The organism is Flagellimonas aequoris (assembly GCF_003584165.1).
In the GTDB taxonomy this organism is placed as follows: Bacteria; Bacteroidota; Bacteroidia; order Flavobacteriales; family Flavobacteriaceae; genus Flagellimonas; species Flagellimonas aequoris.
The window spans coordinates 95,356-115,019 of record NZ_QXFJ01000009.1; the positions used below are offsets into that span (position 1 = coordinate 95,356).

The window sequence follows — 19,664 nt, forward strand, 5'->3', positions numbered from 1 at the left end:
CTTATCGCAAAAAGGTGGGTACAAACCCTTGAAAGAAATTCGTATTTTTCAATCCAAAGTACTACGGGAACTGCACCAAAACGAACTCTTCCATATAGCCGAAAATTGGTTCCATGAACAAAAATGGGAACCTTTTCCCTTCCAAAAACAGACCTGGGCTGCTTTTCTGGAAGGCAAACACGGCCTTTTGAACGCCCCGACCGGAAGTGGCAAGACCTATGCCCTTTGGTTTCCCATTGTGTTGGATTACATCCAAAACCATCCCGATTATAGAACCAAGCACAAAAAGGGACTGAAAGCGGTTTGGATCACACCCCTCCGTGCCCTTTCACAAGAAATCAAACAACCCGCGGAGCGCATCACCCAAGATCTGGGCACCCAAATGACCGTGGGCATTCGCACGGGGGACACTTCGACCAAGGAAAGGTCAAGACAAAGGACCACCATGCCCGATCTTTTGATTACCACCCCAGAAAGTCTGCATCTGCTGCTCTCTTCCAAAGGGTACGCAAAACTTTTTAAGGATTGCACCGCCATTGTGGTGGACGAATGGCACGAACTTTTGGGAACCAAACGGGGCGTTCAGATGGAATTGGGCCTATCCCGATTGAAAACCGTTTGCAAGGACCTTCGTATCTGGGGTATATCGGCCACTATAGGGAATTTGGAGCAGGCACGGGAAGTGCTTTTGGGGCCCACCTCCAAAGAACTGGAGAATTCGGTTTTGATCAAGGCCGAGATCAACAAGAAAATCACGGTCAAGAGCACTATTCCCGAGGAAATGGAAACCTTCCCATGGCGGGGCCATTTGGGATTACATCTTTTGGAAAACGTTATCCCAATCATCAATAATAGCAAAACCACCCTACTTTTTACCAACACCCGAAGCCAGTGTGAAATCTGGTTTCAAAAGATATTGGAACAACACCCGGAATATGCAGGGGAACTGGCCATGCACCATGGCAGTATCAACAAAGAGACTCGACTTTGGGTGGAGCAGGCCATCCGTAATGAAAGTCTAAGAGCCGTCGTGTGTACTTCTAGTTTGGACCTTGGTGTGGATTTTGCCCCCGTGGAAACCGTGGTACAGATCGGCGGACCAAAAGGGGTGGCCCGATTTCTACAGCGTGCTGGGCGTAGCGGTCACCGCCCCGGCAAGGAAAGTGTCATCCATTTTTTGCCCACCCACGCCATGGAACTTATTGAAGCCTCCGCCATGCAAAAAGCGGTACTCCACCATGCGGTGGAAGATCGGATTCCTTACCTGAACAGTTTTGATGTGCTCATCCAATACCTGACCACGTTGGCAGTTTCGGATGGGTTTTATCCAGATGAAATGTATCAAGAAGTCAGACAAACCTTTTGTTATCAGGCCCTTTCGGAAGAACAATGGCAGTGGTTGCTCAATTTCTTGGTGATGGGCAGTCAAAGCTTGAAAAGTTATGACGAATACAAAAAAGTAGAGGTGGAAGACGATGGTAGGTTCGTAGTGAACAGCAGGGCGGTTGCCATGAGACACCGGTTCCAAATCGGAACCATTGTAGGCGATGCCACCATTTCAGTGCGCTATCAAAAAGGAGGATATATTGGAAGTATTGAAGAATATTTCATTTCCAAATTGAGTCCGGGAGATGTGTTCACCTTTGCAGGTAGAAATTTGGAGTTCATCCGGATCAAGGGGATGTCTGCCCACGTGGTCAATTCCACCAAACGGACCAATAAAGTACCCAGTTGGATGGGCGGAAGGTTGAGCTTCTCCGCTAAAATGTCGGAACTGCTCCGCCAAGAATTGTACACGGCAGAATTTCCCCAAGAGGAACAGTCTCCAGAAATCCAATCCCTTGCCCCGATGTTTGCCAAGCAAAGGGAAGAAAGTTTGGTGCCACAGCCCCATCAATTTTTAATCGAGACTTTTAAGACCAGTGATGGCCATCATCACATTTTTTATCCTTTTGAAGGGCGTGCCATCCATGAAGGCATGAGCAGTCTTTTGGCATACCGGATCAGTCTTTTGACCCCTATCACCTGTTCCCTAGCCTTCAATGATTATGGGTTTGAATTGCTTTCGGATAAGAAAATCGATATCCAGGCTATTTTGGACAACAACCTTTTTACTACGGATTTTATGCTGTCCGACCTGCAAAAAAGTTTGAACTCTAACGAGATGGCCCGGCGAAAATTCCGTGATATTGCTGTCATCAGCGGCATGGTATTCACCGGATATCCGGAGAAAGGGGTAAAAATGAAGCATCTGCAAAGCAGTTCCGAATTACTATTTGACGTGTTCAAGGATTTTGAGGATGATAATCTTTTGTACCAACAAGCCTATACCGAAACTTTTGAGCACCAGTTGGAAGAAGGCCGTTTGCGATTGGCTTTGGAACGCATAGCACAACAGGAAATTGTTTGGAAAAAATGTACAAAACCCACCCCATTTTCCTTCCCCATCATTACAGATCGGCTGCGGGAGAAATTGTCCAACGAAAAACTGGCCGACCGGATCAAACGGATGGTAAAATCCCTTAAAACAGGAAAATAGTGTCGTTCGTCGAAAAAACCACCCCTTAACATATTCTTAATTCAAGGGTGATTCGATTTTATTAAAATTTTAAGATTTTAGTTTCCTGAACACTTTACAACCTCACACTATGAAGAAAAATTACTTTTTCCTATTACTTTTTTGCTTTGTTCTCGGTGTCTCGGCCCAAGACTTGAAAATTACCGGAGTGGTAGATGGACCACTTACTGGTGGGATACCAAAAGCTGTAGAACTTTATGTTGAAAACGACATTGCAGACCTTAGTCTTTATGGATTGGGCTCGGCCAACAATGGTGGTGGTACCGATGGCGAGGAGTTTACCTTTCCTGCCGATGCCGTGACTGCCGGTACCTTTATTTACATAGCCACAGAAGATGTGGAATTCACCAATTTCTTTGGATTTGCTCCTAATTACATGGATTCGGCCGTAAATATCAACGGTGACGATGCCATTGAACTGTTCTTTAACGGTTCTGTAATCGATGTGTTCGGTGACATCAATGTGGATGGAACAGGACAGGCATGGGATTATGTGGATGGTTGGGTCTACCGTAAAAATGGGACCGGCCCAGATGGTAGCACCTTTGTGTTGGACAATTGGACCTATAGCGGCACTGATGCCTTGGATAATGAAACCCAAAACGCTACGGCCGCCAACCCATTCCCGATTGGCACCTTTGGCGGAGTGGTAACCCCAACCGTGGACAATGTTTCCAATTTCACAGCCACATCAACAGGTACTTCCAGCATTTCCCTTTCCTGGAACTTGAATGCTGATAGCAATCCCGTTGTGGTTGCTACCATTGAAAGTGGCACTGTTTCTGAAACTTTAGTGGATGGAACAACCTATTCCGAAGGGGATACATTGCCCAATGGGGCCACTGTAATTTATGTTGGAAACGCCTCAACATTTGACCACCAGGGCTTATTGGAGAACACGAGTTATGGTTACCGAATCTGGTCCTATGATGCCAGTTTGATGTATTCCACAGGAGTTGCTGCCGATGCCCGCACCGATTCCAGCACACCCATTGTAGCTGGTTTGATCATCACGGGAGTCTATGATGGTCCATTGACCGGTGGGGTTCCAAAAGGAGTGGAACTTTATGCTTTGGAAGATATTGCCGACCTCAGCGTTTACGGTTTGGGTTCGGCCAACAACGGTGGAGGCACCGATGGCGAGGAATTTACATTTCCTGCTGATGCCGTTACTGCCGGTACACACATTTATGTGGCCACCGAAACTACAGGGTTTGAAAGTTACTTCGGGTTTGCACCCAACTATACTTCTGGGGCCATGGCCATCAATGGTGATGATGCCATTGAATTGTTTCTCAATGGTTCCGTAATCGATGTGTTTGGGGACATCAACGTGGATGGAACCGGAGAGGCATGGGATTATGTGGATGGTTGGGCCTATCGCAAGGACGACACCGGACCTGATGGAAGTACTTTCGTTATTGACAATTGGATTTTTAGTGGTATTGATGCCATGGATGGCGCCCTTACCAATGATACGGCCGCCACTCCGTTTCCTTTGGGGGCCTATGGTCCGGATCTCATCATTACCGGGGTTGTGGATGGACCACTATCTGGAGGTGTACCAAAGGCCATCGAACTCTATGTTAAAAATGATATTGCGGATTTAAGTGCCTACGGAATCGGTTCTGCCAATAACGGTGGAGGTACCGATGGAGAGGAATTTACTTTTCCTACCGTAAGTGTTCCAGGAGGCACCTTTATCTACATTGCCAGTGAAAGTAATGGTTTCGAAAGCTATTTTGGATTTGCTCCCGACTACACCTCATCATCCGCTGCCATCAATGGTGATGATGCTATTGAGCTCTTTTTTGAAGGCGGTGTAATTGATGTTTTTGGGGACATCAATGTGGATGGAACAGGCCAAGCATGGGATTATGTGGATGGCTGGGTCTATCGCAAAAATGGCACAGGACCAGACGGAAGCACTTTTGTTTTGGACAATTGGACCTACAGTGGTACCGATGCCTTGGACAATACCACCACAAATGATACGGCCGGATTACCGTTCCCCATCGGTACCTATGGCGGAGGCGGCAGCAACGAAAACCCAGAACCGATTACCATCGCTGAGGCACGCGCTTTAAGTGATGGCACATTGGTGACCATAAGCGGTGTGTTGACCGTTACAGACCAATTTGCAGGGTCTGCCTACATCCAAGACCAAACTGGGGCCATTGCCGTTTTTGATGAGCAGGTACATGGTGATGGGGTATTCATGATAGGGGATTCCATTACCATTACGGGTGTGCGAAACTCTTACAACGAACAGATACAGATCAGTCCGGTTACCGAAGTCACTTCCAACGGAACACCCAACGAACCGATTGTTCCTTTGGACATCACCCTGGCCGAAATGGACCAACACCCAGCAGAATTGGTCAGGATAGTGGATGTGACCTTCCCGAAACCCGGAGACCTTTTGTTTGGCAATTCCAACTATGCGGTAATCGATGCCAGTGGTTCCGGTGAACTGCGCATTGATGGCGATGTGGAAAGTTTGGTGGGTCTTGCCCAACCTGAAACCTGTGGTGAGGTCATCGGTGTGGTGGGAAGATATTATGAACTCTATCAATTATTACCCAGGATCAGGACCGACCTTGCTTGTGCAGGCGACTATATACCACCAGCGCTTCCTGTTGAAGTGGACAAGGCCAATACGTTGGAAGTGGCCGCTTGGAATATTGAATGGTTTGGCGACGAAGGCAACTCCCCAGCAGCGGGAGACCCAAATTCCGATGCCATTCAAAAGGATAGTGTAAAAGCGGTAATAGCCGAATTACAACCTGATGTATTGGCCGTGGAAGAAATTGCCGATGATGCCCTTTTTGCGGAAATGGTCAGCGAACTACCCGGTTACGATTATGTGCTTTCACCTGCGGTCTCCTATCCCAATGATCCAGGGGTCCATCAAAAAGTAGGTTTCATTTACAACACCGAGACCGTGACCGTGACCGATACCAAAGTTTTGTTGGAATCCATCCATCCCTATTATAATGGTGGTGATACTTCAGCTTTGACAGATTACCCAAGTGACCCTGACCGCTTCTACGCAAGTGGAAGGTTGCCCTTCTTGATGACGGCCGACATTACCATCAACGGGGAAACCGAAACCTATGACTTTGTGGCCCTACATGCCCGTGCCAACGGAAGCAGCGATGCCCAGTTGCGCTACGATATGAGAAAGTATGATGTGGAAGTGTTGAAAGATAGCTTGGATGCGTACTACGCTGACCGTAATCTCATCCTATTGGGCGATTACAACGACGATGTGGATGTGACCGTTGCCGATATCACTTCAACCACGGTAAGTTCCTATGAAAATTACGTGAACGATGCGGCAAATTACAGTGTGTTCACCGCAACACTCAGTGAAAATGGTTTCCGTTCCTATGTGTTCGAACAGGATATGATCGACCATATTTCAGGTACGGACGAAGTATTACCGCGATACATTGAACATTCGGCCCAATCGCACTATGAATTCTATGATTACGATTATGCAAGTACCACATCGGACCACTTGCCCGTTTCGGTACGATTGATGCTCAAACCTTTCGCTTTTGAATCCATTACCTCTACCGATGTAAGCTGCTTTGGCGAAGCAGATGGAACGGCAACCGTTACCGTAAGTGGTGGCGTTGCGCCATACACCTATGTTTGGAGCGATGGACAGACTACCCAAACGGCATCTGGTCTTATGGCCGGTTCGTATACCGTGGTGGTAAATGATGCCCTTTTACAACAATTTGAGGCAGAAGTGACCATTACGGAACCTGACATGATCACCATGATCACTTCTGGAGATGCAACAGTGTATTTGGGGTATGAACCTCAAAGTTGTACCACTTTGGAAGTACTTTCCGTTGAAGGCGGCACAGGTTCTTATGAAATAGTTTGGAGCACGGGTGAAATTGGAAACACCATTACGGTTTGCCCAGAAGAGACCACAGAATACGAAGTGACCGTAACCGACGAAAATGGTTGTTCCATGATAGAAACCATTACTGTGGAAGCCATCGATGTAAGCTGTGGTTCAAACCCATGGAATCCGAAAGTGACCCTATGCCATAATGGCCGAGAAATCTGTGTTTCGCAACATGCAGTCAAGTTTCATTTGGCCCATGGTGATACCTTGGGCAGTTGTGACACTCCATCAAATGGATGTCGTATCAGGGCTCATGCCTATCCAAACCCATTTGTAGGTTCCGTCAATGTTTCTTTTGGCTGCGCATTGACTGAAAATGCAAAAGTGATTGTCTATAACATGGTGGGAAGGCCCGTTGTTCATTTAAATGTACCCGAAGGAAGTGAGTCCATCAATATCAACATGGAAACCTACCAAAGAGGAATTTATTTTATCAAAGTGTATACTCAGGGTAGATTTCCAAAGACCATCCCTGTGGTTAAAAAGAGATAGTTTTTTATCATCATATTCCAAGCCCCGGCAAAAATGTCGGGGCTTTTTTGTTGTGGTAAATCCAAAGGTCCTATAGTATCTTTGGCCCTCATGAATATTTCCATCCAGCAACAAAACTTTATCCTACACCCTTTGGGTGGCCTTTTTTGGGAAGAAAGATCCCTGTTGCTCATCAGTGATGTACATTTGGGGAAGGTCTCCCATTTCCGTAAGTTCGGTGCGGCGGTTCCCCGAAAGGCCATACATAAGAATTTTGTGTTGTTGGACAAGATCGTGTCCGATTTCCAACCCTTTCAAATTTGTTTTTTGGGCGACCTTTTCCATTCGTCCTTAAACAAGGAATGGGAACTTTTTGAAAACTGGGTGGCCAAAACCCCGGCCGAGATCATCTTGGTTTCGGGTAACCACGACATCATCGCCCCGGAAAAGTTTGAAAAACTGGACGTTAAAATATTTCCAGAGCTGGTCTTGGAAAACTTTTTACTGACCCACCATCCTGAAGAACGCCAAGGACTGTTCACTTTCTGTGGACATATTCACCCTGCCGTGAGGCTACAAGGCTTTGGTCGTCAGCATTTGAGGCTTCCCTGTTTTTTTAAGTCCAAGAACCAAATGGTCTTGCCTGCCTTTGGGGAATTTACCGGTACCCATGCCCTAAAACCTTCCAAACAGGATGAGGTATTTGCCATTGTGGAGGATACTGTAGTGAAGGTTTAGATTACTTTCTCGCATTCAAAATGATAATCAACTTGTCATTCCGTGCTTGGCACGGAATCCAAAAAATTCTGAAAATAGATTCTTCGCTCTGCTCAGAATGACCTAAAACGTCATTTCGAAATGAGATGCAGCGCATCGATTGAGAAATCCCAGTCTTTTTAGATTTCTCACACTCCTTTCAGTAGGTTCGAAATGACAATTATCCATCAGCACAAACAACTGAACCTACTTAGAACTTTCATCTTTCACCATAGGCCATTGATTATTTCAAAAAATGCTTTCCCTAAAAACAATTCAGGTTATCTTTGCCGCAAAGTTTTTGGATTGACCAAAGCCCCGATTTCCCAACTCTTTGCACAGTCTCCCACCCTAGGGAAACTGAGGGATTCTATTGCCCTATCTCTGGACACCACCCAAGATGACAATCGAAAAATAAATGTAAAAGGACTGGTGGGTTCTTCCCTAACCTTTGCAGTTTCTGAGGTTTTTAAGACTGCCGACACCCCTTTTCTTCTGATTTTGAATGACAAGGAGGAAGCCGCTTACATTTTGAATGACCTAGAATTGCTGATTGGGGAGAACGATGTGCTTTTTTATCCAGGGAGCTACCGAAGGCCCTACCAAATAGAAGAGACCGACAATGCCAATGTGTTGCTGCGGGCAGAAGTGCTGAACCGCATAAACTCTCGGAAAAAACCAGCGGTAATCGTCACCTACCCAGATGCCCTTTTTGAAAAGGTGGTCACCCGAAAGGAGCTGGACAAGAACACCCTGAAAATAAAACTGGAAGATACCCTCTCCCTCGACTTTTTGAACGAAGTGCTCTTTGAATACCAGTTCAAACGGGTGGATTTTGTGACCGAGCCCGGGGAGTTTTCTGTTCGGGGAGGCATTGTGGATGTATTCTCCTTTTCACATGATGAGCCCTATCGTATCGAATTTTTTGGCGACGAGGTGGACAGCATCCGAACCTTTGATGTGGAGACCCAGCTCTCGACGGACAAGGTGAAGAAAATTACCATCATCCCCAATGTGGAGAACAAGTTCTTGCAGGAATCCCGGGAGAGTTTCCTAAAATATATCTCTCCTAAAACTGTGATTTTTGCCAAGAACCCTGCCTTGATTTATGACCGCGCCGATACGCTTTTTGCAAAAGCCGAGGAGAGTTTTGCAAAACTTGGCAAGGAAATCAAGCATGCCGAGCCCAAAGAGCTTTTTGTGGATTCAGCTTTGCTGAAAAGCCAACTACAGGATTTTGTATGTGTGGAGATTGGGGCTTCGGCTCCGCTCAGCCTCCCAAATTCAGACAACATGGCCACTGAGCGAAGTCGAAGTGACATCATACAATTCAACACCAAACCCCAACCGGCTTTCAACAAAAAGTTCGACCTGCTTATCGAAAACCTGAACGAGAATCGGGAAACAGGGTATACCAATTATATTTTCTGCTCCACCGAGCAACAGGCCAAACGTTTCCACGATATTTTTGAGGAAGTGGACCAAACGGTACACTACCAGACCGTGGTTTTTCCGTTGTACCAAGGTTTTATTGACGATGACCTGAAACTGGCCTGCTATACGGACCATCAAATTTTTGAGCGGTACCACAAGTTCCACCTTAAAAATGGCTATGCCAAAAAACAGGCCATTACCCTCAAGGAACTCAACAAACTGGAAATTGGGGATTACGTGACCCATATTGACCACGGTATCGGAAAGTTCGGGGGACTCCAAAAAATAGATGTGGAAGGCAAAAAACAGGAAGCCATCAAATTGATTTATGGCGACCGCGATATTTTGTATGTCAGCATCCATTCGCTGCATAAAATCTCCAAATACAACGGCAAGGACGGAGCGCCGCCCAAGATTTACAAACTCGGTTCCGCTGCTTGGAAAACCCTTAAACAGAAAACCAAGAGCCGCGTCAAGCAGATTGCCTTCGACCTCATTCAAGTCTACGCCAAACGACGCTTGGAAAAAGGCTTCCAATACGCTCCCGACAGTTATTTACAATTTGAGTTAGAGGCTTCCTTTCTGTACGAGGACACCCCCGATCAGGAAAAATCGACCCAAGATGTAAAAATGGACATGGAGAGCGAACGCCCCATGGACCGACTCATCTGTGGGGATGTTGGTTTTGGAAAGACCGAAGTGGCCATTCGGGCAGCATTTAAAGCTGTGGACAATGGCAAACAGGTGGCCATTTTGGTGCCCACTACCATTTTGGCCTTTCAACACAGCCGAACGTTCAAGGAGCGCTTGAAGGATATGCCCGTTACGGTAGACTACCTCAACCGCTTTAGAACGGCAAAAGAGAAAAAGGATGTTTTGGAGCGATTGGCCGCTGGTAGAATCGATATCATTATCGGTACGCATCAACTCGTGAACAAAAATGTACAGTTCAAGGATTTGGGATTGTTGATTGTGGACGAGGAGCAAAAATTCGGGGTTTCGGTAAAGGAAAAACTGCGTTCCATCAAACAAAATGTGGACGTCCTCACCCTAACCGCCACACCCATTCCAAGAACGCTTCAATTCAGTTTGATGGCGGCCCGCGACCTTTCGGTGATCAATACCCCGCCTCCCAACCGTTACCCCATCGATAGCCAGGTCATTCGTTTCAACGAAGAAATCATTCGGGATGCCGTTTCCTACGAAATTCAACGGGGCGGACAGGTATTCTTTATCCATAACCGCATCGAAAATATCAAGGAAGTCGCCGGGATGATCCAACGGTTGGTTCCCGATGCCAAAATCGGTATCGGCCATGGGCAGATGGAAGGCAAAAAACTGGAACAGCTCATGCTCGCCTTTATGAACGGGGAGTTTGATGTACTGGTCTCCACCACTATTGTGGAAAGTGGGCTGGACGTGACCAATGCGAACACCATTTTCATCAACAATGCCAATAATTTTGGGCTGAGCGACCTTCACCAAATGCGTGGACGGGTAGGCCGAAGCAATAAAAAAGCGTTCTGCTTTTTCATCACCCCGCCGTACGAAGTGATGACCCCAGATGCCCGAAAACGTATTGAAGCCCTAGAACAATTCACAGATCTAGGGAGCGGGTTCAACATTGCCATGAAAGATCTTGAAATCCGAGGTGCCGGGGATTTGTTGGGTGGTGAGCAAAGTGGGTTCATCAACGAAATAGGCTTTGAGACCTACCAGAAAATATTGACCGAGGCCATTGACGAACTCAAGGAAAATGAGTTCAAAGAGCTATACGAAGAGGTAGAAGGTCACAAAGAGAAGGTCTACGTAAAGGACATTCAACTGGATACCGATTTTGAACTGCTTTTCCCCGACGACTACATCAATAACATCACGGAACGGTTAAATCTCTACACCCAGCTCAATGAGGTAAAAGATGAAAAAGGACTCCAAAAATTCGAAGCTGACTTAGTGGACCGTTTTGGAGAGTTGCCCGATCAGGCACAGGACTTGTTGAATTCTGTCCGGATCAAGTGGATCGCCACCCATATTGGCTTGGAAAAAGTGGTGATGAAACAAGGCAAGTTCTTGGGGTACTTTATTGCCGATCAGCAATCCAATTTTTACCAAACCCCCGTGTTCACCCAAGTATTGCAATATGTGCAGAGCCACTCCCAACAAGCCAAACTTAAGGAAAAGCAGACCCGGAATGGACTCCGCCTCTTATTGACGTTTGACAGGATTACCACTGTGGAAAAGGCATTGAAGGTTTTGGAGCCGTTGAAACATGTTCCTGTGAAATCAGTTTGATTCCTTTTTTTACAACATGTCATGCTGAACTTGTTTCAGCATCACAATACAGTCCAATGAGATTCCGTGTCAAGTACGGAATGACAATCCATCAAAAAGCCTCATAGACCTGCTTTACAAACTCCCCGATTTTTGAGGGTTCCAACCAGCGGGTCACGATGACCAAACCACTTTTTTGGTCCACCACAATAAAATTGCCCCCAAAGCCTGCGGCATAGAACACATGCTCGGGCACACCTTCCCAATGACGAGGTCCATTTTGGTTGAGCCACCACATATAGCCATAGTTCACATTGGGCACCGAAGGTGCCGTGGCCTTTTTGATCCAGTCTTCACTAATCAATCGTTGGTCCTTCCATTGGCCATTGTTCAGGAACAACATCCCAAAACGGGCCATATCTTCTGTGGAAATAAATAGTCCGGCACCAGAGTGCCCCCCACCTGTTACGGATTTCATTTGGATGCCATCCACTTCTGTCCAAGCATGATCATACCCAAACCAACGCCAAGTGGTCGTGGCCCCGATAGGGTCCATTACTTTTTCCTTCAAAATCATGGGAACTGGTTTGCGCCATACATGCGTTAGGGAATAAGCCAAAACATTTACCCGAACATCATTGTATTCCATCACAGTCCCTGGTTCGTTCAGTTTTCTGAATTTCCAGTCGTCCAGACCACCTTCCCGTGGCGGACGGTCGGCCCAATCCTTGCCGCCCCATAATTCCCCGGACCAATCGGAGTTTTGTTGCAACAGATGCTCCCAGGTAATCTTGGAGTTGTGTTCCCCATCAAAGGTGCCATCCCAAATATAGTCGCCTACTTTGTCCTTGGTGTCCACGATCAACCCTTCGTCCTCGGCCAAACCGGCCACGGTGGAGAGAAAACTTTTGGTCACGCTAAAGGTCATATCCACCCGCTTGGTATCTCCCCAAGAGGCCAAAACATACCCGTTCTTCATGATCATCCCAGCGGGACCCCCGCGTTTTTTGGTGGGGCCCAATATCTTATGGAAGGGTTCTTGTTTAAAGCCATCCAAAATCGCAATCCGTAAATCTCGGGAACCTGAATACTCGTTGGCATTGGCATAATCAACGGCTTTGGACAATTGGCTTGCATCGTATTTGAACTGTCCTTTTTCGGCAGCTTTCCATGTTTCGTTTCTTTCGGGAAAATACATTTTTTGGGCCGCCAAGGGGTTGTTGACCATCAATACTACAAGGAGGGAAATTTGAAAAAGTGGTTTCATGTTGAGGATTGGTTAATTAGGCTTTGAAGGTAATGATTGTTGATGGATTTCTCATCCTAGCATGACAACCATCCTGCACAAAAAGAAGGAAACATACCAATTCATATGAGATTCTTCACTGCGTTCAGAATGACCAAATGCAGCCAATGTCATTTCGAAATGAGGAGGGAAACGACAATTGAGAAATCTAAAAGCTTACCCATCATCCTAAACCGGTTTCAGCATCACAATTAAAGAAGGGATTCTTCACTGCGTTCAGAATGACCAGTAGACCTTAAAGTCATTTCAACAAAATAGAGCGATAAAAAATCTAAAACCGTTTTTTGTGTGCCTGTTTGCCTTCTTCGTTGTAGTATCGCCAAGTGCCCACTTGCTCATCGTTACGGAACCGCCCTGTGATTTTTTCGGTGCCATCAGGATAATACTCGGTATAACGCCCATGTTTAAGGCCATCCTTCAGGTCCACTTCAAATTTGGTGGTCCCGTTCGCATACAATTTGCTGAAGGAATTGGCATTCAGGTCGGTGGGATAAATGGGTTTTAGGTCGAAAACGGCATCCGTGATTTCCTCTACGGCAGTATTTTGGTTTGTAGCGATAGGTGTCGGTTGCTTTTCTTCGAACTGGGCATTCTTCTTCACCTTTTCCACATCTTGATAGTTGATGACCACACGACTTTCAAACAGGTCATCCTCTGGGGTCAACTGTAGCCCAAATTGTGGGAAACAAATCAGAAAATCCTTGTTCTTCTTCATTTTTTGCTTGGTTTCCGAATCCGCAAGGGCATACATATTGTCATACAAGACTGGCACATTACTGTACACGAATACGGTGGATTCCGATTCAAACTTGCTGTCGAAATCCCGGAATGCCCCCGAACTGGCAAGGGTCTCTTCCTCTACCACATCATCAATAATGCTTTTGAGTGTATTGGGATTATCGCTGAAGATCACATATTCATCGATCTGTGTAAAATAAGGTTTATCAAACTCATTGAACCTACCGCCCAATAGCATTTTAAAAAAACCTTTTATGGAAAGAAAATTGATCTCGTAGTCCTTGTATTTTACGGCCTTGAACTTTACTGGAGTCTTCTTCCGAATCTGCTCTACCACAAAATCGAGGTTGGTCTTGGCCTTTTCGGCATCGTTGGCCTTCAGCACCAAAGCCATATCATTTTTTCCTTTGGAAATGTGGGACTGAATCTGCAACAAAGCAATTTCGTCCCCGATCCAACTCACAAAGTTTTCCTTAACGTCTATTTTGAGGAATTTCTCTACCTTCTCGATTCCTTCCTGATAACTTTCAAACTGTTTGGGATCGTTCTGTTGGACCATTTCAAAATTCTTATAGAACTCCGCAAAACTGTCGAACCCATAACTGATGTACAAAGCCGTACGTTTAGGGGCTATGGCAGGGATGGTCCGTTCGGCAGTTCCCGATTTTTGAAGGGCTTCCAAATAGTACTCGTTCGTGGCACTGATGTTGGTATAGCCATTGGCCGTTAGGGTGCTGTTCTTATCCAGATCAAAATAAAAACCGGAGAACAAAAAATTCTCGCTTACCCTACGCACCCAATCCGATGGCGTGTCGGTAAACCGTTTTACGTAGTCATCGAAATAATTGTACTGGAGATATAATCTGAAAAGATCCTCATGTCCCACTTTTTGGTTGATCTCGATAAAATTAAGATTTCTTCCCAGGACCGGTTCTTGGTATTGGTCTATGGAAGCCTCTACCAACGTATGAGTATACGAGGCCACCAACTGGTTTTTGATAAAGGCCAGATACATGGTCTCCTTACTTTCACGATCATGCACTTCCAAGATTTCGTGGTTGTGATAATTCCGTTTGCTCATTACATAATCGTCATTGAGCAAGGTGTTGAAATAAGTTTTGAGGAGCTGCAACTTGGCAATACGCTTAAGGTCCAGCACGTAAAAAATGCCGTAGTCCTTAGGCGAGATCATGTGGATGGAGATGAACAGGGAACGTCCGTCAAAAAATTCGAATAGCTTATGATTGTTATTGAAAACGGTGTCCACCCGCTGTATGTTCTCGGTAAGCTCTGCGAAGTAATCGTTCTTGGTCAGGTGGTGCCAGGCTTTGCTTTCACTTACTTTTTGCCAACTTTCCACAGGCTGCTCCGATTCTATGATAAAAACGGCATCCTTGGGAATCAGATAAATGGATTGCAGGTTGGAGTTGGGGGAGAGTATAAAAATATAGGCCAAATAGCACAGGTAGAGTGCAAACAGGGCCAAAAAACCGTAAAGAATCCTTTTTTTGGTCATTCCTCCTAAAGTGTCTCTTTCTAAAACGAAGGAGTTCCCATTTTAGTTTAGGCCAATGGTCAGGAAATACAATTTAGAGCAACTTCAAATCTTTGATGGTCTTGAAGGCTACATCTACCTGCTCATCGTTCACCAAAATGGTAAACTCGTTGGTGGTAGAGATTACCTCATAAAGTATGATACCTTCCCAGGCCAGTCTTTGAAAGATAAAGTAGTAGATTCCTGGAACGGAAACGTTCTCGGCTGGCAGTTTTACGGTAATGGAGGAAAGACCTTCGGCCTTTTGGGTGCAGCGTTCGTGCTTAAAGTATTTTTCCACCACACTGTCCATAATGTTGCTGATCACAATATTGATCTCGTTGACCCCTCGGGACGAAGTATAGAACACATCTTGGTTTTCATTGACCTCTTCCAATAATTTGGCCTGCTGTTGCAAAATGGAATCGGAGGCCAGAAAGGTGTAGTCGGACAAATTGGAACGAACGGTAATCTCGCCGATGTTCTTGAGCACTTTTACGATTTTGTGCGTGGCTCGGAACTCAAGATCGTCGGAGAGTCGTTTGAGGGCCATTACAATGGCACCGTCCTTTACGTCTTTACCCAGTTCATCCGCAATTTCAGGTTTGATCTGTCTGGAAAGTGAGGTGAGGTTGATAATACCTTGGGCCAATGCCGTTTGCAAGAATGGTTTTTTTTTGATGTAGTGTTCTACTACTGCTGATATTGTTTTCATCGAAGGTCGGTTTTGAACAAAAATAACATATTGTTACAAAACAAACAAACGGTTAAAAATAATAGAAGGCGTTTTCAAGGTGTTGAATTTCAATTTTTTTATTGGTTTTTATTACCGTGATGACATCAAAACGCACCTCTAAATCTAAATCAGATTCAACTACAAATTGATGGGCCGCAAGGGTCAATAGCTTTATTTTTTTAGGGTTGATGGTGCCCGCGATATCTTCCAAAAAGCCCGTGGTTCTTGTCTTCACCTCCACTATGGCCAATATACCTTCCTTCTTCGCGATAATATCGATCTCTGCGTTCAGGTAACGGTAATTTTGGGCAAGAATTTCATAACCGCTATCCCTCAGATAATCAACGGATTTCTGCTCCCCAAATCTTCCAAATTCGTTATGTGTTGCCATAGAAAAAATACAATATCAAAAAAAAATATGCATTTCATCGAAAAATTTGGTAGTTCACGGACATTGAAACGTTAAGATTGTAATTTGTTGGCCCAATTGAACCACATCCAACATTAGCATAAACATATAGTTGCCCCAAAACTATGTACCTAATTAACGCCAGACATTGCTATGGAGTACTTTATCAATTGTAATTCCTCAACTTTGGCACCGTACAATACTCCCTTGGATGAGTTACGTGCGGCCCATCTGTACCGAAGACTCGGTTTTAGTGCCTCTGTTGATACCATTAATGCTGCTGTTGGTCAATCTGCGAGCGCCCTTGTGGACAGCTTGGTCAATCAAGCGATTTCCGCACCGGTGATTCCCGCCCCTGCTTGGGCAGACTGGACCGAGGCCAACTATCCGGCCGACGATGATCTTGCCGGGCAGATGCGAAGGGCCCAAATAGAAGAGTTTAAGACTGCTTATGGAAATGCGCTCTTGGACAACGGCCTACTGGATCGCTTGAGTTTCTTCTGGAGCAACCATTTTGTTACCCAGTTGGAGACCTATAACTGTCCCCAGTTTCTGTATTACTATATCAATTGTCTACAGCGGAACGCCTTGGGCAATTTTAAGACCTTTACCAGTGAAATTGGGCTTACCAGTGCCATGCTCTATTATTTGGATGGGGTAAGGAACCGAGGTAACAACCCCAATGAGAACTATGCCCGTGAACTTTACGAGCTCTTTACCTTGGGTGAAGGCAATAACTATACCGAACAAGATATCATCGAGACCGCAAAAGCGCTTTCCGGCTATACGGAAAGAGGTGACGAAGGTTGCACCCAAGTGACTTTCGACCCTACCGAATTCAATACGGACAATAAAACCATTTTTGGCCAGACCGGAAATTGGGGTTATGATGATGTCATCGATGTATTGTTTAACCAAAGACCGAACGAAATTGGTTGGTTCATCTGCAAGAAACTATACGAGTTTTTTGTTCATCCTGATTCTACAGGTGACGACGGCAACGGAATAGCCCCCCAGATCATTGATGGATTGGCCCAAACCTTCATTTCCAACAATTTTGATATTGCCCCGGTAATCCGTCAGCTTTTCAAAAGCCAGCACTTCTTTGATGAGACCGCCATAGGGGTCATCATCAAGAGTCCTGCGGATATCTATTTTAACTTTATAAAGGAGACCAATTTCGCTTATGATGACATGGATGTCATCAATTTAGTGGATTCCTGTTCACTCATAGGTCAGACCTTTTTTCAACCTCCAGAAGTGGAAGGTTGGCAAAGGGACCGAACTTGGATCAACACAAATTTTATCATTGGTCGTTGGTTGACCATGGAAGTTTACATCGATCGTTTCTTCCAAAACGATCCTGAACAGTTCAGGACATTGGCCATGGATGCTGTGGGCCCGGCCGACAGCAATACAAGTAACCCAGAAATAGTGGTAAGGGCATTGGTGGATAAGTTTACCCCAAAGGGCCTTTTGACGGATGCCGATTTTGAAAGGGCCATGGATGCCTTCAAAATCGATGATGTACCCGAGGAATATTATTCTCCGGATTATACTCCCGGCGGTACAGGGGAATGGATGCTGCAATTAAGTGCAGAGCCTCCCACACAGGTGTATATCCTATTGCGACATTTGTCCAGAGAACCCGAATTTCAACTTAAATAACCCATCACCATGTGCGATACCCACCACACACACGATACATCCCCATACAAGGGCCTTGAACATGAAGGCCATGACCAGGAACATACCAAATGGAGCCGAAGGTCCTTTTTACAGGCCCTTGGAATTGCTGGTTCAGGTTCCATGTTCTTGGGGAGCCACCTAATTTCTGCATCTGCTCCATCACCTTTCACGGCGGCCGTGGCAGCAGCGGAGACCGACAACATTTTGATCCTGATCAGATTATCGGGAGGAAATGACGGTTTGAGTACCGTTATCCCGATCCAACAATATGATTCTTATGCCAATGCAAGGCCCAACATCTATATTCCTGAAAGCAAGGTCCTAAAACTTACCAACGATTTTGGGGTGCCCACCTACATGAGCGCCCTGGAATCCCTTTGGGGAGACGGACAGTTCAAGGCAGTGCACGGCGTAGGATATGAAAACCAAAGTTTGTCCCACTTTACGGGATCGGACATTTTTGCCAATACCGATTTGACCACCACTGGTTTTTCGGGAGAAAACACCGGATGGATGGGTAGGCACTTTGAGGAACTCTATCCAGATTACCTCATTAACCCACCAGCGGCCCCTGCGGCCATCCAGATCGGGAATTTGGCCAACCTTATTTTCCAAGGTGAGGAAACCAACTATGCCTTTGTGACCAACAATGTGGACCAGTTGGAACAAATTGCCCAGACAGGTGCTTTTTATGATATTGAAAATGCACCGTTCGACGATTGTATGTATGGTGACCAACTTCGCTTTTTAAGAGGGGTTGCCAATACCACTTACGAATATGCCGGAATCATCCACGATGCCTATATGCGGGGCCAGAACCAGGTGGAATACCAAGATAACGGCTTTGCCCGTCAGTTGGCTTTATTGGCTAGATTGATCAAGGGTAATTTGGGCACCAAGGTGTACATGATTTCCATGGGAGGATTTGATACCCATGGTAACCAACCCATCGTACATGAAAGGTTGATGTCCAACCTATCCATTGCCATCAACAACTTTTATGAGGATATTGCCTTTACCCAACAAGACGACAAGGTATTGAGCATGACCTTCTCCGAGTTTGGTCGAAGGATTTTTGAAAACGGGTCCAACGGTACCGATCACGGTAAGGCCGCCCCTACCCTTTTCTTCGGATCAGGGTTGAACGGAAGCGCCTTTGTGGGAGACCACCCATCCTTGGATGAACCCAATAACAGGGGTAACTTGGAATATACCATGGATTTCAGGGACCTATACGGCACCGTTTTGGCCGAGTGGTTGTGTGTACCCAGAACATCTGTAGAACAACACTTGTTGGGATACCAATACAAGGCCATCGATTTAGGATTTAGTTGTAGTGGTGAACCGTTTGACGATATCGCCATGGACAACGATCCACCTATTTTGCCAGATACCCCACCGAGTCCAGATCCAGAAAACCCAGATCCAGATATTTTGGAAGGTATCGTCCATACGCCTTACTATCCCCAATCCCGCGCACCGTATATCCATTTGGAAATGCCGGTTGCGGCCCATGTGGATATAGAACTGTTCAACATATTGGGACAGCGGGTAGGCACCATTTTCAATGAAATGGTCTTGGAAGGCGCTACCGACATCAACATCCGTGAACGCATGCGCGACACCCTTTCCACCGGAAAATACATTTATAGGATTTCGGTGAGTGGTAAAAAAATGAGTAAATCAGTGATGATTTCCTAAAGAAGCGGGACACTTTGTCATCTATTTTCGGATACCTTCGAGAATGCACCCCACACCCCAATACGGGTCGCATTTTCGGAGGTTTCCTTTTTTATGACCGATCCCGCTAAATT

The 19,664-nt window shown here is 45.8% G+C and carries 10 protein-coding genes; 6 read left to right on the forward strand and 4 right to left on the reverse strand.

Going from position 1 to position 19,664, the window contains the following annotated elements:
* Nucleotides 1-70 precede the first annotated feature (70 nt).
* The 4 genes from D2U88_RS03225 to mfd all read left to right on the forward strand — a co-directional run bounded on the left by D2U88_RS03225 (nt 71) and on the right by mfd (nt 11,459).
* Nucleotides 71-2,539 carry a ligase-associated DNA damage response DEXH box helicase gene (locus tag D2U88_RS03225; RefSeq protein WP_119639018.1) on the forward strand — a complete coding sequence of 823 codons (2,469 nt, stop codon included), beginning with the start codon at nt 71-73 and terminating at the stop codon, nt 2,537-2,539.
* 109 nt (nt 2,540-2,648) lie between these two features.
* Nucleotides 2,649-6,998, forward strand: coding sequence for a T9SS type A sorting domain-containing protein (locus D2U88_RS03230; protein WP_220473476.1), 4,350 nt, complete (start codon nt 2,649-2,651; stop codon nt 6,996-6,998).
* 90 nt (nt 6,999-7,088) lie between these two features.
* Entirely contained in the window at nt 7,089-7,715 is a 627-nt protein-coding gene (gene pdeM, locus D2U88_RS03235) for a ligase-associated DNA damage response endonuclease PdeM (RefSeq protein WP_119639020.1), read from the forward strand.
* A gap of 324 nt (nt 7,716-8,039) precedes the next feature.
* The gene (gene mfd, locus D2U88_RS03240) at nt 8,040-11,459 is read left to right on the forward strand and encodes a transcription-repair coupling factor (RefSeq protein WP_119639021.1); all 3,420 of its coding nucleotides are present in this window, start codon (nt 8,040-8,042) and stop codon (nt 11,457-11,459) included.
* Between the two features lie 91 nt (nt 11,460-11,550).
* On the opposite strand, the gene D2U88_RS03245 is transcribed toward mfd, so the two are convergent.
* From D2U88_RS03245 to D2U88_RS03260, 4 genes are all read right to left on the reverse strand, one after another.
* Entirely contained in the window at nt 11,551-12,705 is a 1,155-nt protein-coding gene (locus tag D2U88_RS03245) for a serine hydrolase domain-containing protein (RefSeq protein ID WP_119638867.1), read from the reverse strand.
* Between the two features lie 310 nt (nt 12,706-13,015).
* Entirely contained in the window at nt 13,016-14,998 is a 1,983-nt protein-coding gene (locus tag D2U88_RS03250; protein WP_119638868.1) for a DUF3352 domain-containing protein, read from the reverse strand.
* A gap of 73 nt (nt 14,999-15,071) precedes the next feature.
* Nucleotides 15,072-15,731 (reverse strand): aspartate kinase, encoded by a 660-nt coding sequence (locus D2U88_RS03255; protein WP_119638869.1) that lies wholly within the window; start codon nt 15,729-15,731, stop codon nt 15,072-15,074.
* Between the two features lie 52 nt (nt 15,732-15,783).
* A complete protein-coding gene (locus D2U88_RS03260) occupies nt 15,784-16,143 on the reverse strand; it encodes a YraN family protein (protein ID WP_119638870.1) in 360 nt (119 codons plus the stop codon).
* Nucleotides 16,144-16,314: 171 nt separating this feature from the next.
* Here D2U88_RS03260 and D2U88_RS03265 point away from each other — a divergent pair, with 171 nt between their 5' ends.
* Both D2U88_RS03265 and D2U88_RS03270 read left to right on the forward strand, forming a co-directional pair.
* Nucleotides 16,315-17,829, forward strand: coding sequence for a DUF1800 domain-containing protein (locus D2U88_RS03265; protein WP_119638871.1), 1,515 nt, complete (start codon nt 16,315-16,317; stop codon nt 17,827-17,829).
* Between the two features lie 9 nt (nt 17,830-17,838).
* On the forward strand, nt 17,839-19,551 hold the full coding sequence (locus D2U88_RS03270; RefSeq protein WP_119638872.1) for a DUF1501 domain-containing protein: 1,713 nt from the start codon (nt 17,839-17,841) through the stop codon (nt 19,549-19,551).
* The last annotated feature ends 113 nt before the right edge of the window (nt 19,552-19,664 follow it).

What these genes read in the sequence shown, in the direction of transcription:
- D2U88_RS03245 (WP_119638867.1), bottom strand. Translation starts at nt 12,705, where the DNA reads ATGAAACCACTTTTTCAAATTTCCCTCCTTGTAGTATTGATGGTCAAC.
- D2U88_RS03255 (WP_119638869.1), bottom strand. Translation starts at nt 15,731, where the DNA reads ATGAAAACAATATCAGCAGTAGTAGAACACTACATCAAAAAAAAACCA.
- D2U88_RS03270 (WP_119638872.1), top strand. Translation starts at nt 17,839, where the DNA reads ATGTGCGATACCCACCACACACACGATACATCCCCATACAAGGGCCTT.
- pdeM (WP_119639020.1), top strand. Translation starts at nt 7,089, where the DNA reads ATGAATATTTCCATCCAGCAACAAAACTTTATCCTACACCCTTTGGGT.
- D2U88_RS03260 (WP_119638870.1), bottom strand. Translation starts at nt 16,143, where the DNA reads ATGGCAACACATAACGAATTTGGAAGATTTGGGGAGCAGAAATCCGTT.
- D2U88_RS03265 (WP_119638871.1), top strand. Translation starts at nt 16,315, where the DNA reads ATGGAGTACTTTATCAATTGTAATTCCTCAACTTTGGCACCGTACAAT.
- D2U88_RS03250 (WP_119638868.1), bottom strand. Translation starts at nt 14,998, where the DNA reads ATGACCAAAAAAAGGATTCTTTACGGTTTTTTGGCCCTGTTTGCACTC.
- D2U88_RS03230 (WP_220473476.1), top strand. Translation starts at nt 2,649, where the DNA reads ATGAAGAAAAATTACTTTTTCCTATTACTTTTTTGCTTTGTTCTCGGT.